General features: G+C 49.8%; 17 protein-coding genes. 10 read left to right on the top strand and 7 right to left on the bottom strand.

All coding sequences use genetic code 11. From position 1 onward, the window contains the following. Positions 1–41 precede the first annotated feature (41 nt). From AC2YIT_RS29505 to AC2YIT_RS29485, 5 genes are all read left to right on the top strand, one after another. Positions 42–1,241, top strand: a complete 1,200-nt coding sequence (locus tag AC2YIT_RS29505; protein ID WP_487281557.1) for a hypothetical protein — start codon at positions 42–44, stop codon at positions 1,239–1,241. 324 nt (positions 1,242–1,565) lie between these two features. Further along, positions 1,566–1,961, top strand: coding sequence for a sugar 3,4-ketoisomerase (locus AC2YIT_RS29500; RefSeq protein ID WP_430849922.1), 396 nt, complete (start codon positions 1,566–1,568; stop codon positions 1,959–1,961). Continuing rightward, a complete protein-coding gene (locus AC2YIT_RS29495) occupies positions 1,958–3,052 on the top strand; it encodes a DegT/DnrJ/EryC1/StrS family aminotransferase (protein ID WP_487281556.1) in 1,095 nt (364 codons plus the stop codon). Before AC2YIT_RS29500 ends, AC2YIT_RS29495 begins: the two co-directional genes overlap by 4 nt. After that, positions 3,049–3,969: a glycosyltransferase family 2 protein gene (locus AC2YIT_RS29490; protein WP_487281555.1), complete on the top strand. Its 921-nt coding sequence runs from the start codon at positions 3,049–3,051 to the stop codon at positions 3,967–3,969. The genes AC2YIT_RS29495 and AC2YIT_RS29490 overlap by 4 nt, the downstream gene beginning before the upstream one ends. Next, entirely contained in the window at positions 3,966–4,733 is a 768-nt protein-coding gene (locus AC2YIT_RS29485) for a class I SAM-dependent methyltransferase (protein WP_430849916.1), read from the top strand. Before AC2YIT_RS29490 ends, AC2YIT_RS29485 begins: the two co-directional genes overlap by 4 nt. On the opposite strand, the gene AC2YIT_RS29480 is transcribed toward AC2YIT_RS29485, so the two are convergent. Continuing rightward, positions 4,734–5,612, bottom strand: a complete 879-nt coding sequence (locus AC2YIT_RS29480) for a PIG-L family deacetylase (RefSeq protein WP_430849913.1) — start codon at positions 5,610–5,612, stop codon at positions 4,734–4,736. A 113-nt stretch (positions 5,613–5,725) separates the two neighbouring features. On the opposite strand from AC2YIT_RS29480, the gene AC2YIT_RS29475 reads away from it, so the two are divergent. The 5 genes from AC2YIT_RS29475 to AC2YIT_RS29455 all read left to right on the top strand — a co-directional run bounded on the left by AC2YIT_RS29475 (position 5,726) and on the right by AC2YIT_RS29455 (position 10,727). Further along, the gene (locus tag AC2YIT_RS29475) at positions 5,726–6,520 is read left to right on the top strand and encodes an SDR family NAD(P)-dependent oxidoreductase (protein ID WP_487281554.1); all 795 of its coding nucleotides are present in this window, start codon (positions 5,726–5,728) and stop codon (positions 6,518–6,520) included. A gap of 86 nt (positions 6,521–6,606) precedes the next feature. Further along, complete coding sequence (locus AC2YIT_RS29470; RefSeq protein WP_430849909.1) at positions 6,607–7,185, top strand: TetR/AcrR family transcriptional regulator; 579 nt, start codon at positions 6,607–6,609, stop codon at positions 7,183–7,185. A gap of 48 nt (positions 7,186–7,233) precedes the next feature. Further along, on the top strand, positions 7,234–8,235 hold the full coding sequence (locus AC2YIT_RS29465) for a quinone oxidoreductase family protein (protein WP_487281553.1): 1,002 nt from the start codon (positions 7,234–7,236) through the stop codon (positions 8,233–8,235). 23 nt (positions 8,236–8,258) lie between these two features. Further along, the gene (locus AC2YIT_RS29460) at positions 8,259–8,849 is read left to right on the top strand and encodes an NAD(P)H-dependent oxidoreductase (RefSeq protein ID WP_487281552.1); all 591 of its coding nucleotides are present in this window, start codon (positions 8,259–8,261) and stop codon (positions 8,847–8,849) included. A 3-nt stretch (positions 8,850–8,852) separates the two neighbouring features. Continuing rightward, a complete protein-coding gene (locus AC2YIT_RS29455; RefSeq protein ID WP_487281551.1) occupies positions 8,853–10,727 on the top strand; it encodes a monovalent cation:proton antiporter-2 (CPA2) family protein in 1,875 nt (624 codons plus the stop codon). A gap of 5 nt (positions 10,728–10,732) precedes the next feature. Here the strand turns inward: AC2YIT_RS29455 and AC2YIT_RS29450 are convergent, their stop codons facing one another. From AC2YIT_RS29450 to AC2YIT_RS29425, 6 genes are all read right to left on the bottom strand, one after another. Next, entirely contained in the window at positions 10,733–12,121 is a 1,389-nt protein-coding gene (locus tag AC2YIT_RS29450) for a high affinity choline transporter 1 (protein ID WP_430849901.1), read from the bottom strand. A gap of 4 nt (positions 12,122–12,125) precedes the next feature. After that, positions 12,126–12,374: an acyl carrier protein gene (locus AC2YIT_RS29445; RefSeq protein ID WP_106595530.1), complete on the bottom strand. Its 249-nt coding sequence runs from the start codon at positions 12,372–12,374 to the stop codon at positions 12,126–12,128. 94 nt (positions 12,375–12,468) lie between these two features. Next, complete coding sequence (locus AC2YIT_RS29440; RefSeq protein WP_487281550.1) at positions 12,469–14,118, bottom strand: fatty acyl-AMP ligase; 1,650 nt, start codon at positions 14,116–14,118, stop codon at positions 12,469–12,471. Between the two features lie 84 nt (positions 14,119–14,202). Then, a complete protein-coding gene (locus AC2YIT_RS29435; protein WP_487281549.1) occupies positions 14,203–14,499 on the bottom strand; it encodes a hypothetical protein in 297 nt (98 codons plus the stop codon). A gap of 208 nt (positions 14,500–14,707) precedes the next feature. Continuing rightward, complete coding sequence (locus AC2YIT_RS29430; protein WP_487281548.1) at positions 14,708–15,007, bottom strand: Dabb family protein; 300 nt, start codon at positions 15,005–15,007, stop codon at positions 14,708–14,710. Positions 15,008–15,036: 29 nt separating this feature from the next. After that, entirely contained in the window at positions 15,037–16,128 is a 1,092-nt protein-coding gene (locus tag AC2YIT_RS29425) for a sensor histidine kinase (protein WP_430849895.1), read from the bottom strand. Positions 16,129–16,193: the final 65 nt, after the last annotated feature.

Below are 16,193 nucleotides of genomic sequence, written 5' to 3'. Positions count from 1 at the left end.
ACATTAAATGTATATTTGAGCGTATTTGGCCAAGCCGTCCTATGCTTTTGGAAAACTTTTACGGGTCGTCTCTCCTTTGGATTGAAGCACAATTGTCTGGAAAAAACTGGTTGTGGAAGCTCACTTTTTTTGCGGTCGCACTTTCGCTTTTTCTTGCATTTCCTCCCTATTCGCTCTTACTCGACCATTTGAGAAGCAATGGAGTCAGTCTCGATGCCTGGGTCTTTATCCACAATCAGGCACAGGACATACTGCATCCGAAAGACATGGATTACGACGTCCGCCGGGAGAATATGATCTTCCGCTGGACACTGCCCGCCCTCTCATTTCTGACTGGCCATAATGTGCTGCTGATCCTGATCATCCAGGCTGTTTTGGGGGTGTTGTTCCTTTACAAAACCGCCGGTTATATCTTTTCGGTGTCGGGGGATAAAGTCATTACCGCGCTGTTTGTGACCGCCATTGCGAACATCTTCGTGAGCGTGTGGGCTTTCGCGGATGTGCACGGGTATGGCGATGAATTTGCCTTTTTCTTTCTCCTGCTGGCATTATTGAGCAACAATTCGCTCGTGATATTTCTCTCGCTGTTGATCGCATTCTTTACCGATGAGCGGGCGGTGGTGGCAGGTGGTTATTTATTGCTCTGGTGGATGGGAACGAAAGCTTATCGTAATAACAATTTTGGTGTTCCCGGTTTGCTTAAATCGGCGTTTACAGGGGAGAGTCTCGTCGTTTGGGTGGCATGGGCGATCTATTTTACGATCCGGGAATACGTACAGACGACCTATTTTCCGCATCATTCCTATTCGACAATCGGAACACCCGTGTTGCTTGCCAATGCCCATCGCAATGGCTTGGGAAGCAGTATCTGGGGGGCATTTGAAGGAACCTGGCTGATTCTGCTTGCGGCCTTTGCGGTGTTATGCCTTACGAGGCGTTACTGGCTTCTGCTGGCGCTTATGGCCGGCTTTGCGGTGCTGGTGGCCACGGGGATCTACGTCCACGACATAGACAGGGCATTGTCGTACGGCTTCCCGTTTATCTTGCTTGCGGTTTTTATATTAATCGAAACCTCTTCCACATCGACGGTCCGCCTTATCCTGTTTTTCACGATGATCGTATGTGTGGTCCATCCACAGGTTTTTTATATGGGTTACAATAAAATACTCTGGCTGGAACCGCTGCCCGTTAAACTCTTCATGCTGATCGACCACCGGCTGCAATGGGGGCTGTTCAGCTAGGCAGCCCAGGCATGGTTGCCCTGCCCGGGTCACCCGGATAGGGTCGCCCGGATAGGGTCACCCGGATAGGGGTAGCGTCGATTATTTTCGTCCTTTCCCAACCAATACCAGGTAACATTGGTCACCGCGGGAGCGGCAGCACTTCGTGTCGGTACGCATTAAAAGATCATTAAGCCTCACCCCAGGATAATCGATTTTTTTATGTGGAAGGTATTTTTGTATTTTAAAGGAAAAAATGTCTGACATTTATTAATCGGTTACTTTTGAAAAAGATCGCGTATTTGAAAGAGTTTAACCACACCCTAACAACCTAGAAATTTCCATATGCCGCATTTAGTACAGCTGGATACATTTAACACCGGATCGGGCAACCTCACAGTCTTTGAAAAAATCATCCCCGGCACAATTAAACGTGTGTTCTACATTTACGGTGCGGGTGAGACGCAACGCGGTGGCCACAGGCATCACAAAACGTGGAATGCCCTGGTTTGTATTCACGGAAGTTGTCGTATATACTCCAACGACGGCGAGAAAGAGGAGATCTTCATCCTCGATAATCCTGTGTCCTGTCTGATCCTCGAACCGAAAGATTGGCATATCATGGATTCTTTCTCAGACGATGCTATTTTGTTGGTATTGTCCAACGAATATTATGACCAGGCCGATTATATCGACGATCCTTATCCCCTGAATCAGCTAATCCAGACAGTGTATCAATGATCCCATTTCTGGATTTAAATCAGGTAAACGCCCCTTATCTGCAAGCGATCGAAGATGCTTCCCTACGGGTGATCCGTTCGGGGTGGTATATTCTGGGCAATGAGTTGAAATCATTCGAAAAAGCATTCGCGGCGTATTGCGAAGCGGAGCATTGCGTAGGGACCGCCAACGGGCTCGATGCGATTACATTGATACTACTAGCATTGGACCTGCCGGAAGACAGTGAGATCATCGTTCCCGCCAATACGTATATCGCCTCGGTGCTGCCGGTAAGTTACCTGCACCTGACGCCGGTTTTCGTAGAACCCGACCCGCATACGATGCTGATAGACCCGGCGCTGATTGAGCAAGCTATCACACCCCGAACGAAAGCCATTATCACCGTCGACCTTTACGGGCGAAGCTGTGAAATTGCACAAATACTCAATCTGGCAAAGAAGCACGACCTGAAAGTGATCACCGACGCCGCGCAGGCGCACGGGGCCACGCATGCAGGCAGGAAGGTGGGTACGTGGGCGGACGCGACGGCATTCAGTTTTTACCCTACCAAAAACCTGGGTGCGCTGGGCGATGCGGGTGCCATTACTACGAATGACATTGCATTGGCTGAAAAAATCCGCTACCTCCGCAACTACGGCTCCGTGATCCGGTACCAGAACGAATACCAGGGAGTAAACAGCCGTCTGGACGAAATACAAGCAGCTATCCTCAGCGTCAAGCTGCCGTACCTCGATCCTGAAAATGCCCGCAGGAGGGAGATCGCCGGCCGGTATTTGCAGGAATTGAAATGCAGCGAACTGATACTGCCACCGTCCGATCGGATTTTGGAAGATGCGTGGCATCTTTTTGTGATGCGGCATCCCCGCCGCGCGGAATTTATCGCTTTCCTGGATGCGCGCGGCGTGCAGACGAACGTGCATTATCCGCAGCCTATCCATAAACAATTGGCCTACAAAGCGTATAAAGATTTACATTTGCCTTTGACAGAGCAAATCCACCAGCAGGTGATCAGCTTGCCGCTTAATCCGGTTCTGACGGACGATGAGGTGGCCTATATCATAGAAACCGTCAACCAATTCGATCGTCAATGAAGCTATCGGTCATTATCCCGGTTTACAACAGCGAAAAAACCATCCGACCGCTGATCGAAAAGCTACAAGCCACTTTATCAGAAATATCATTCGAGATCGTGATGGTCAACGACGGCAGCCGCGACCGGTCGGAGCAAGTATGCCGCGAATTGTCCGATGCCTATGCCAATGTGCGGTTCATTTCATTGCGCCGGAATTACGGGGAGTTCAATGCGGTTATGTGCGGACTCAACTGGGCTTACGGCAACTACTGCGTAATGATCGACGACGATTTTCAGAACCCGCCGGAGGAGATATTGAAACTGGTGGAAACCGCCGAATCGGGGGATTACGACATTGTTTATACCTATTATGCCAAGAAACAGCATTCTGTTGGCCGGAATATGGGCAGTAGGTTTGTCAACTGGCTCACCAGCTACCTTTTAAATAAACCCAAAGATCTGTATTTGTCGAGCTTCAAGCTGATCCGGCAGGAAGTGGTGCAGGAGATTATTAAATACCACGGGCCTTATCCTTATATCGACGGGCTGATATTCCGGATCACGCGGAACATTGGTACAGTGCAGGTAGCGCACCAGAAGCGGGAAGAAGGGGCTTCCAACTACACATTTCATAAGCTGATATCCCTTTTTCTCAATATCCTTTTCTGTTATTCGTCGCTGCCGATTCGCCTTTTTGTACCTATCGGCGTGGGGTTATTCAGTTTGGGCTTTTTCCTTTTGCTCTTCCTGACTATCCAATGGATTATCGGCCCCGATCCGAAAGGCTGGCAGGTAGTGACGGCCACCATTATTTTCATAGGGGGGATTCAATGCATGCTGCTGAGCGTTTTAGGGGAATACATCGGCAAAAGTTTTATGGCGCAGAGCGGCCAGCCGCAATATGTGATCAAATATAACAGCTCTGAGCGCGTATGATCGATAACCGGCTCGAATACCAGCGCATGTACGAAACCGAGCGCAAGCTGTGGTGGTATCAGATCCTCCACGGCAAGGTTTTGGGCCAGATCCGCAGGCATTTCAGGGCCATGGATCCCGATCTCAAAATCCTCGATGCTGCCTGCGGTACAGGCGGGTTACTGTCGTTTTTAAAGGAAAATGGCTATTCCAACCTGCGGGGCTTCGATTATTCACCACATGCGATAGATTTCTCGAATGAGCGTGGCCTGAATGTCGTTTTCGGCGACCTCCGGAATGTGGATGCATTCGAGCCGGGCGAAACTTTCGACGTCATTACCTGCAACGACGCGCTCTATTTCCTGACTGACGAGGAGATTATCCGCGCACTCACTGCCTTTAAAAATCGCCTGAACCGCAACGGGCTGATCATTATTAATATTCACGCGTTCGAAGCCTTCTCGGGCACGCACGACCTTGCCGTAGGGAGCTCGCGACGCTTCAAATTGGAGCAATTTCAGGCATTTGGCTGGGCTGCCGGGCTGCGCATTGATTATACTACCTATTGGCCATTTGCGCTTTCACTACCCATTTTGCTCGTGCGGCAATGGCAGAATTACCAGATCCGCAAGAAGAAAATCAACGTCGATCACCTCGACTCGGATGTCGAATATCCCGGAGATACGGTGAATGCGGTTTTAAGAGCCATTACCAAAACGGAATCTTCTATTCTCGGCAAAGCACCTTTCGGCAGCTCGCTGTTCATAACATTCCAGCCCGCCTGATCACTTCTTGGAATATCCCGAAGAGTTCAATGCGTCAAATAGCGCCTTGGTTTTTCCAATACCATCTTCGCCATTGACCGCGAAATACCAGAACGCCTCCAGATCGCCCCGGTGCATGGCCTGGTTCATATCACCGCTTTGGGACTTGTGAGCCGCCTTTACCCAGTCGGCGACGATCATATAGCTGTGTTTTTTGTCCTCCCCGAAGGCGTAAGAACGGTCGAATTCGAATACAGGGGCGGTTTTGAGAATATTGGTTTCGGGATAACCTGCCAGTCCGGCGAATTGGAAAGTGTAGTTCTTATTTTGGGATTGGCCCCCCAGGACAATTGGCTTTTTAGATCCTTTAAAACGCTGCGCGGCCCGTATCGCGCTGATGGACGCCGTTTTATGATGTGCATGCTGACCTTCATGCGGGATGAGGCAGAATATGAAGTCATAGTTGCCGTTGGTCAGGATATTATCCAGCTTTTTCTCCACGTAGGCGATATCCCAGTTCTTGCCCTGTAAATAGGGCTTCTCGTCGCGGTTGTAGTAATCGTCGAGCTGGTCAAGGAAGAAGAAATTACCTATTCCCATCACCTCTCCGGAAGCCATGAGCTCTTTTTTGCGGATTAAGGGTAAATGCTTCCTGCCTGTTGCAGAATCCACGAGGTTCAGGCCGTAATAACTCGATGCCACAAGGCCATTGTAGCCGCCCGAGGCGTCGGTGATCAATGCGAGGTCGGCCGAGCCTTTCAGTTCATGGGTGATTTTAAAAACAGTCACCGGGAACATGGTTTCATCGTCGGGGTGCGCGGTAACGATCAGAACGCGGGGGCCTTGAGCGTGCAGGCACGGAGGAAGCAGCAATAATAACAAAAGATAAATGTGTCTCATGCGATCATTTTGTTAGGTGATGTGTTATAAAATTATGGATTCCGGGGATTATTGCAATCGTTATCCATCCTACCAGGTCAAACATTCATCTACGCTCTTGTTATCAAAGTTCTATGGATTTGAAACTCAACGGGAAAATCGCATTCATCAGCGGTTCTACACAAGGTATCGGCTTTGCCATTGCACAAGGTTTATTGAAGGAGGGTACGCATGTGATCATTAATGGCCGCTCGGAAAGTAAAGTCGCGGAAGCGGTGCAGAAATTGAAAGAATCAACACCAGGGGCGAATGTGAGCGGGATTGCGGCCGATTTTTCAAAAGCGGAAGAAGTGAATGCACTGCTGCAACAGCTGCCAGATATCGATATCCTGGTTAACAATGCCGGTATTTTCGAACCGAAGCAATTCACCGAGATTTCGGATGATGAATGGTTTCGGTTCTTTGAAGTGAATGTACTGAGCGGTGTCCGTCTGGCAAGACATTTCTTTCCAAAAATGATCGCTAAGGATTGGGGCAGGATTATCTTCATTTCCAGCGAATCGGGCGTAAATATTCCCGAAGAAATGATTCACTACGGTACTACCAAAACAGCCCAGCTCGCCGTAAGCCGCGGTTTGGCGGAATTGACCAAGGGCACGAACGTTACTGTTAACACCGTAATGCCCGGACCGACCAAGTCGGAAGGTGTGGCCGATTTTATCAAACAGCTGGGAGAAGCCAACAATATGTCAGCGGAACAGGCGGAAAAGGATTTCTTCAAGAATGCGCGCCCCACCTCGTTGCTGCAGCGGTTTGCGTCGGTGGAAGAAATTGCTAATCTCGTAACTTATGTGGCAAGTCCGCTCTCGTCGGCCACAAACGGTGCGGCCCTGAAAGTGGACGGCGGCGTGGCTAAGTTCATTATCTGAGACGCTGCACGGTCCGTGTTTTAGATATGTGATCAGAAAATTTGGCAATTCTGGAACGTTCGTTCTGGAATAATTGTCTGATAGTCATGGCACGCAACAAAGCATTCGAACCGGAAGAAAGGTTGGAAAGGGCTAAATGCCTTTTCTGGCAAAAGGGCTACAACGCCACCTCCATGCAAGACCTCGTCGATACGATGGGGTTGAACCGCGGAAGTATCTACGACACTTACGGCGACAAGCACAGCTTGTTCCTTCAATGCCTCAGAAGTTATACCGAAGGCATGTTCGAAGATTACCGGAAAGTGGCGGAGGAAACAAAGTCTCCCATTAAGGCCGTCGAAAAGATCATCAAAAAAGCGGCGATCAGGACGACAGAAGAAGAAAGGACCTGTATGGGGGTGAAATCGACGTTCGAGCTGGGTTCCGTGGACGAAGAAGTGCACGCCATATTAAAACAAAACACCAGTAACCTAACAGCCCTGCTGAAAGACCTTCTGAAAAAAGCACAGAAAGCAGAAGAAATCAGCAGTAAAAGAGATCCGGCAATGTTAGCGAATTTCGTCGTGTCGAATTTTACCGGTTTCTGGCAGACTTTCCTGGTGTATGGTGATGGGGAGCTGGTGCAGCAGCAAGCCGAATTTTTAATAAAATCTATCAAAAAATAATTTGTCCAATGATGGAACAAGCATTCCATAATGACAATGCTTACGGACATGTCAGGGTTAGTTACAGCAATAGCAAATAAATCAGGTATAGTAAAAATCTACAAGCAAGGAGCGCCTTCGGTGCTGGGTTATGAACGGGAGGCTATTACAGAACCGGGGCCCGGACAGGTAAGAGTGCGGCAGGAAGCCATCGGGCTTAATTTTGTAGATACTTATTACCGCGACGGGAAATTTCCTGTCAAATCGTTTCCCTACACGCCGGGCGTAGAGGCAGCAGGCGTGATCGAGGCCGTAGGGCCTTGGGTGACGGAATTCAATGTGGGCGACCCCGTGGGTTACCATTTCATCCCCGGAGCGTATGCAGAAAGCCGCGTATTATCGACGCAGCAATTGATCCATATTCCGGACAATATCACGTCGGAACAAGCGGCGGCCATGCTCGTGAAGGGCTTTACCGCCAGGATGCTTGTGAAAATAGTGAACCCTATTAAGCCGGGCGATGTGGTGCTGGTACATGCAGCCGCTGGCGGCGTAGGTACCCTGGTTACCAAATGGGCCAAGGCGCTCGGTGCCACGGTGATCGGTACGACGGGTTCAGAAGAGAAGAAAGAGGTTGTACTCGCTAATGGCGCGGACTACGTGTTTCTGGCCGAATGCCGGGAGTTTGTGCACTCAGTACTGGAAATTACTGAAGGCCACGGTGTCGATGTCGTATTCGACGGGGTGGGAAAAGATACATTCAGCTATTCGCTGGATGTGATCCGAAAAGGTGGCAAAATCGTGCTTTATGGATCGTCGTCGGGCCAGCCCGAGCACATCGATCATGCATTGCTGCGTGAAAGGTCCATCGTAATGGCAACCCCCACGCTCAGCGCGTACATCACTGACCGCGAGGCGCTGGAAGAATATGCAGCCGATACGTTCGATGCATTCAGTAGCGGAATTTTCGGAAAGCTCGCCATTACAAAGTATCCATTATCCAAAGCACATCAGGCGCAGGCCGATCTCGAAGCGCGGAAGACAACAGGTTCCGTAATTTTGGTACCGTAAGTTTTTTGCATCAATTCCATGTTATGTCCAAAGTCCTGATCCAGTTTGCCCATCCCACTCACAGTAAATCCAATGTACAAAAGACGTTGGAGCAATATGCCCGCAAGGTAAAGGGGGTGACTTTTAATGATCTGTATGAACATTATCCGGATCTTTTTATAGATATCAAAAGGGAGCAGCAGCTAATGGCAAAGCACGATATCATCATATTTCAGCACCCGTTCTACTGGTACAGCAGCCCTCCGATCCTGAAACAGTGGCAGGATCTCGTGCTGGAATACAACTGGGCCTACGGACCAAAAGGGCATGCGCTGAAAGGCAAGAAGATATTCAATGCGCTGTCGTGCGGGGGCGGTCGTGATGCCTACACTGAGTCGGGGTACAATCGTTTTCCCGTCGGTCAGTACCTGCTGCCATTCAACCAGACGGCCTATTTGTGCAGAATGGACTACCTGCCGCCGTTTGTGGTGCATGAAACTTATACGATTGAAGACTACACGCTGAAAGCCTATGGCGAACAATATGCCGAACTGCTGGACGCGCTTGTAAATGACCGCATCGACTCGTCTGAGCTGGCCGGAGTCGAATATCTGAACGAACTTTTTCCACACTGAATCATGCAACAATCCTTCTTTTTCCAGGCAATGATATACCTCGCGTCCGCGGTGGTAATGGTTCCTATTGCTAAACGGCTGGGATTGGGATCGGTGTTGGGTTACCTGGTTGCTGGGGTGATCATCGGTCCGGCGGGCCTGAAATTCATAGGAATGGAAGGCCAGGATATTATGCATTTTGCCGAGTTCGGCGTGGTGATGATGCTCTTTGTCATCGGCCTTGAACTCGAACCCTCGCGCCTGTGGCGTATGCGGAAGAGTATCGCCGGCCTCGGGGGATTGCAGGTGGGCGTTACGACCGTTCTCGTAGCGGGTATTGCCATACTATTCGGCATCAGCTGGAAAGAAGCACTCGCGCTGGGGATGATTATCGCGATGTCGTCAACCGCGATTGTGATGCAGACGCTGAATGAAAAAGGCTGGCTGAAAACCGTAGCCGGGCAAAGCTCGTTTGCGGTGCTCCTGTTTCAGGACCTGGCGATCATCCCGATGCTCGCGTTGTTCCCGCTACTCGCCGATCATGCGGGGCTGGCCGACGGGCATGTCGACGGAGGCTCACTGGTGAGCGCATTGCCCGCGTGGCAGCAGGCCGTTGTGGTATTGCTGTCTGTTTCGGCGATAGTGCTGATCGGTAAATACTTGTTGCGGCCGGTTTTCCGGATGATGGCCCGTACCGCATTGCGCGAAATGTTCACCGCCACGGCATTGCTGCTCGTGGTAGGTATTGCCGTGCTCATGACATCGGTGGGCCTTAGCCCCGCGCTGGGCGCATTTGTAGCTGGTGTGGTACTCGCGAACAGCGAATACCGCCATGAGCTGGAAAGTTCTATCGATCCTTTCAAAGGCCTGCTGCTCGGGCTGTTCTTCATTTCGGTAGGCTCTTCTATTGATTTTTCACTGGTGGTTTCCAAGCCGTTGCTGATTATCGGATTAGTGGCCGGACTGATGCTGCTGAAAATGGCTATTCTCTTTGTTTTGGGCAAAACATTTGAAGTACGGAATGCGCAGAACTTTATATTCAGCATCGGTTTGAGCCAGATCGGGGAATTTGCGTTTGTGTTGCTCAGCTTTTCGGTTCAGGAGGGTGTTTTGGGTAAAGAAATCTCGGATACGATGACCGCCGTGGTGGCGATCAGTATGGCCATGACGCCGCTGGCGATGATGGTAAATGAGAAATTTATCCTGACGCGATTCTGCCTCGTGAGCGCGGGACTGCAAACGGCGCAGCGACCAAGTGATGTGGAAGAAGAGGATAACCCGGTGATCATCGCCGGTTATGGGCACTTCGGAAATATAGTAGGCCGTTTTCTGCGGGCGAATGGCGTGGAGGCGACGGTACTTGATAATGATAGCGATAATGTCGATTTTCTTCGCCGGATGGGTCTCAAAGTGTATTATGGCGATGCTACCCGCTATGAATTGCTGGATATTGCCGGTGCAGGCCGCGCCCAAATGATCATTATAGCGATCAGTGATGAGGAAAAGAGGCTGGAATTAATTGAGACAGTGAAAAAGCATTTCCCGAACCTGCATATGCTCGTGCGCTCGACCAACCGCAACGATGCGTACGACCTCATGAATGCGGGGATGATGCATATCTACCGGGAGACGTTCGATACGAGCCTCCGCCTGGGTGTAGATGCATTGAAATTGCTTGGGCATCGCGCGCATGAGGCGACGCGCATGGCCAAGACATTCTTTATCCATGACGAACGTACATTGAAGCATTTGTCGAGCATCCGGAACGATGAAGAATACATCCATGCCGCGCGGCAGCATATGGAAGAGCTGGAAATGATTATGCAGGCCGATAGAGATGCGGTGCATTTGAATGCGCTTGCCGGCTGGGACCGCAAAGCCGAAGCTGAGACCGCCTGATTTACTCAGGATACGCGCAATGGTTCGCCTGCAATTTTTCCCCCAATCCACCCGATTATCATACCCAGCAAACTGGCGAGTAATCCGTAAATAAGGGCAGGGTATTCGGTTTCAATGAAAACACAAACCAGCCATACGACCAGCCCGATAACCATTGAGAGTACGCAGCCAAGCGTATTGCTGGACTTCCAGTAAAGCCCCGCTGCCAATGGAACAAACAGTGAAACGAGACTGAATGCGGACGATTCTGCGACGAGTTCGAAAATGCTTTCCCGGGTTGCTGCCATGAAAATGCACACCAGCGTAATGCCGATGATGCCTGCACGAATGATTTTCAGCAGTTCTCTATCGTCGAGGTCTGGCTTGAAGTATTTGAAAATATTCTCTCCTAATACAACTGCGGGAGCCATAATAGCGCTGCTCGTCGTACTGAGGATCGCGGAAACCAGAGCACCAAAAAACAGGATTTGAAGCGGCAGGTTCATGTGTTTCAGGACCATATTGGGGATGATCATCTGCCCGTCCTTCTCTTCGCCGGGGTAAAGATGGTGCCCGCAAAGTCCGATGAATAGCGGCAGCAAAGCGATGGTGAGGTACATAAGTGATGAAAGCAGCGTCGACTGTACGGATACACGGGCCGATTTGGCCGACATCACCCTTTGAAATACATCCTGCTGCGGGATTGAGCCGAGCCCGATCGTGATCCACGCTGCGAAATATTCGAGGTGGTCTTTAAGGGTATTTTCAGGGAAAAAGCGAAAGAAGCCGGTTGGAGCGGCGTCAAGCAACGGCTGAAAACCTCCCACTTCCTTGTAGAGCACCGCTGCCACAATGACGAGGCCGACGATGATCATGATCGTCTGGATAAAATCGGTAATCGATATCGACCACATTCCGCCCCAGATCGTGTATAGAATCACGACGAACGAACTTGTCAGAATACATGTCAACAACGACCAGCCCAGCACGACTTTCAGAACAATGCCCATGGCCAGTAATTGGGCAGCTATCCAGCTGAAATAGGACGGAATAATGAGGATGGCGGAGAGCAACTCGGCATTGCGCCCGTAACGAATCCTGAAAAAATCACAAAATGTGATAATATTCATTTTGTAAAATCTCCGCGCAAAGAACAATCCTACCAGAAGAAGGCATAGCGAGGCACCAAACGGATCCTCGATGATACCCAACACGCCGTGTTCGATAAGCTCGGTGGGAGCACCCATGATGGTTTCCGAGCCGAACCACGTAGCAAACGTGGCGGAGGCGGCGAGGATCAATGGTAGCTGACGCCCTGCCAACACGAAGTCTTGAGTGGTGGTGATTCTTTTGGAGGCCCAAAGGCCTATTCCCAGGTTTGCCAGCAGATATGCCAGAATGGAAAAGGCCAGCATGCTTTCAGGCCTCCTGGTTTTCTACAATCCATTGAGTAGTAGCATTGATGGTGCCCATTTCCCAGAAAATAGATGGGCTTAACTCAATCCCGAGCCATTCCTGCAACTCGGTTGTGATGTCGACCATAAGAAGGGAATCCAATCGGTAATCGATGATTTCGGCGTCCAGATCTACTTCGGAGGGATCTATTTCCGCATGGTGAGCAATACGCTCAACTATCCAGCCAGAAATTTCGGTAAATGTTTTACTCATTTAGTTGACGTTTGTAACAAGCACTGAATGCTACGTGAAAATAGTACTTTTGCAGGTTTTTAAAAAAAATAGAGATCTTTTTAAGTAACCGATATTAATCTACAATACTCTTTTTGGCGAATATCTCACGTGCTTTCAAACGCTGAATCTTGCCGCTTGATGTCTTGGGCAGCTTACCCGGCTGGATCAGGACAATTTCATGGGGAATAAGCCCGAATGCCAATCCGACGCTCTGCGCCATTTTGTTTTTGATGACTTTCTCATCGTCCGGTGTTTGTGCTACCCGCCGCACTTCACTCACAATCATCAGTGCTTCACCCTGGTCTGTTTCAATGGAAAATGCCGCCGCTGCATTGGGTTGGATATCCGGATGGCTTTCGCTCACTACTTCTTCGATGTCCTGCGGATAATAGTTCACCCCGCGAATGATAATCAACTCTTTGGTACGGCCGGTAATAAAAAGGAGACCATTCTCCATAAAACCTAAATCTCCGGTGCGCAGATAGGGACCTTTCCCGTCACTGGTGTAAGCCTGGAAAGTAGCTTTGGTTGCGTCGGGCTTTTCCCAGTAGCCTGCTGCTACACCTTTGTTCTTTACCCATATTTCTCCTTCTTCTCCATCCGGTAAAATTGCGTTATTTACCGGATCTACGATCGAGACTTCGGTAAATTCCACGGGAGGGCCGCAAGCGACAACTTCCTTGGCGTCCCCCAATTTGCGATAGGTGGCAGGTGTGCCGTTCAAATGCAGGCTGACTGCCAGCGTGGCTTCGGCGAGGCCATAGGACGGAACGAGGCTATTTTTCCTGAAACCGGCGGCTTGTGTCGCGGCAGCGAATCTTTCGAGGGTCGAAATCCGGATCGGCTCGGCGCCTACGTAGAGGACGCGTAAGGGGCTGAGGTCCAATGCATCCAGCTGCTCCTGCGGAATGCGTGCAAGGCAATGGTCTAGCCCGAAGCCGGGCCCGCCGCAGAAACCGGCACGGTAGGTGCTGATTGTTTGCAGCAGCAATGCGGGTTTGGTAATAAACAGCAGCGGAGAGATCACAAAACCGGTCCCGCCGGTAAAAAGCGGGGACAGAAGGCCGTCTACCAACCCCATATCGTGGTAATGCGGCAGCCAGGTAACCGACGTGTCGTCGGCCGTGCGTCCGAAGCAATTATTGATGGCTCTCAGGTTGGCCGTTAGGTTGGTATGACTGATCATAACCCCCTTGGGCTGGCTGGTGGAACCCGAAGTGTATTGTAAATAGGCTGTTTCGATGGATTCCTTATGTCGGCGGATAGCGCCGGGTGCGGCCGGTGCGGTCATCAGGTCGTCGGTAAAAATCCATTCGGCGTCGTATTCCTGTAAGGCAGAGGAAGCATCGTTTTTCCGCTGAAACAGCATTTTGTACGTTTTCGTATTGGTAATAATTCCCGAAGCGGCACAGTCGCGCATGATGCTGAGAATACGATTAATTCCCGGCTCGGAATAGCTGATGGGTGCAGGGACTGCAATAATGCCCGCATGCAGAGCGCCCAGGAATGAACATACAAAAGCCGCTTCCGCAGGGAGTAAAAGAATTACCCTCGCGTTGACGGGAAACTTGGCACTCAAAAGGTCGGATGCGGCCTGTACATGCTGATGAAGGTCACTATAATGAAGTTGCTCTGTGATTTCACCCTCTTTGCCAATATAGCCGTAGGCAAGTTTGTCAGGATGTAATCCGGCATTGGTTCTTAGTACATCGAGTATATCCATAAACTGCAAAATAAAAAGAAAAGGCCAGATAAAAGTGGCTTAATGCACAGTATCTGGCCTTTTTTTATCGAAAGGTATTTCAAATTATCGTCTGTGTCCGCGATGGCGGCCATTGTTTCCATAATGATCGTTGTGGCGGTATTGCTTACGGTAAGCACGGTTGTCATGGCGGCGGTACCTGTGGCGGTCGGCATGTATGACCCGCGGCGGTGGCGTCACCACTACTACACGTGGAGGCGGTGGGGGGGCGTGATAATGTCTGTAACCATGCCGGTAGCCATAGTCATAGCCCGGCCCGTAGGAGCGGTAGGTACAGGAGGAAATCGAAATGACTGCGATCAGGGTAAACATGACCGACAGCAAAACACGGTTTTTTTTCACGGTTCTAGTTCGTTTTGTACTAATTCTAAAACGAATTGGATCGTAGGATAGTGCCGGTAACAAGGATATTACCATCGGTGGAAAAAGTTATCCACAGTGTGGATAATCTCTAAAATCGCTTTAACTGGCTGATAATCCGGATTATTGAGAGTTGTCAACAAGTTATACACATTTTGCGTGTGGATAACTTGTTAACAAATATTAGGCTTTAAGCTTCAACATCGTAAATCACGACTTTCTCCCAAAGATGGGCGCATTCTTCCACAAATTTCTTGTGCAGAGGGTGGACCTGATATACGTCGTGCGCAGCTTCATCCTTGAAAATCAGGATCTCTGCGAAATCATAAGTGGCGTCAATAACCGGTCTGCGGGTGGCGGCAGGAGGGCCGATATATGCCGATTCGATGGATTCAATTGCTTCCAGTGACGTGATGCCGGCTAGCAGGGCTTGTCTTGCTTCTTCGTTGTCCTTCTCCTTCAACCAGAAGAATACATTGTGGATAAACATGGATAATGGTTTATGGTGTTAGAAATTGATTATGGATTCAATTGATTGGCGACATCGTCCGTTTTTGCTTCCGGCAACTGCTGATGATACGCTTTCTCGAGCTTGAAAGAAAACGTGGTTCCCTTATCCGGCTTCGACATCACGGCGATCTTCGTGTCGTGGGCATTCAATATATGCTTAACAATGGCAAGTCCCAAACCGGTGCCGCCTATTTCTTTGCTCCGACTCTTGTCGATCCGGTAAAAACGCTCGAAAATACGGTTCAAATGCTCGTGCGGAATGCCTGGGCCGTTGTCTTTTACCTCCACCTCAATGTATTTTTTGCTCTCGCTGAAATGGACGATCACTTTCCCATTTTCGTTACCATACTTGATCGCATTCTCGATCAGGTTGAGCATAACCTGTTCCATCCGGTCGGCGTCGGCCTTGATCCAGACTTCGGGCATATCGTCCGGTTTCACTTTCAAAGTCACGTTACGGTTTTTGGCAATGTGTTCGAGCCGGCTGAAAATGCTGAGGGTCAATTTGCGCAGATCGGTCGGGACGATATTCATTTTGATATCGCCGGTCTCCATTTGCGAAAGCACGAGAAGGTCCTTCACGAGCACGTCAAGGCTGTCGAGATTATTGGCGGCTTTGCGTAAAAAGCGCTCGCGCACATTTTCATCGTCCATTGCACCGTCGAGCAGCGTGTGGATAAACCCCTGCGCCGCGAAAATCGGTGTTTTGAACTCATGCGAAACATCGGCCAGAAACTCCCTGCGGAATAATTCCAGCTTTTTGAGCTCATCGATTTCCTTTTGTTTTTTGGTCACATAAACAAAGATCTCATCATTGATCGTTTTCAGCGGATTAGACTCCCTGATCAGCTTTTTCCGCGGAGCCATGTTGAAATCCCGCATTTTTAGCTTGTGGATCGTCCGGTACATTTTGTTCACCTCACGGAAAACAAGGATATCGACCGCATAAAGTACCAGGAAAAACGAGGAAATGAAGGAGGAGATGGCGGCGACGAACAGCATCCCTTTTGAAACCCCATCCACGAATGCGAGAAATGTGGTGGTAATGAGGGATATCAGGAATGCTAAAATGACGGCAATGAAACGGGGACTTAACGACATGGTACTTTAAAGCTTGCCTCATGCGAAACTATAAGCTGTCACGTGAGGCGAATCTGTTGAAATTT

The sequence above is a fragment of the Dyadobacter sp. SRI_021 genome (assembly GCF_057586235.1).
Note: the sequence above shows the minus strand (reverse complement) of the source record. Positions and strands in the feature narration are given on the sequence as shown.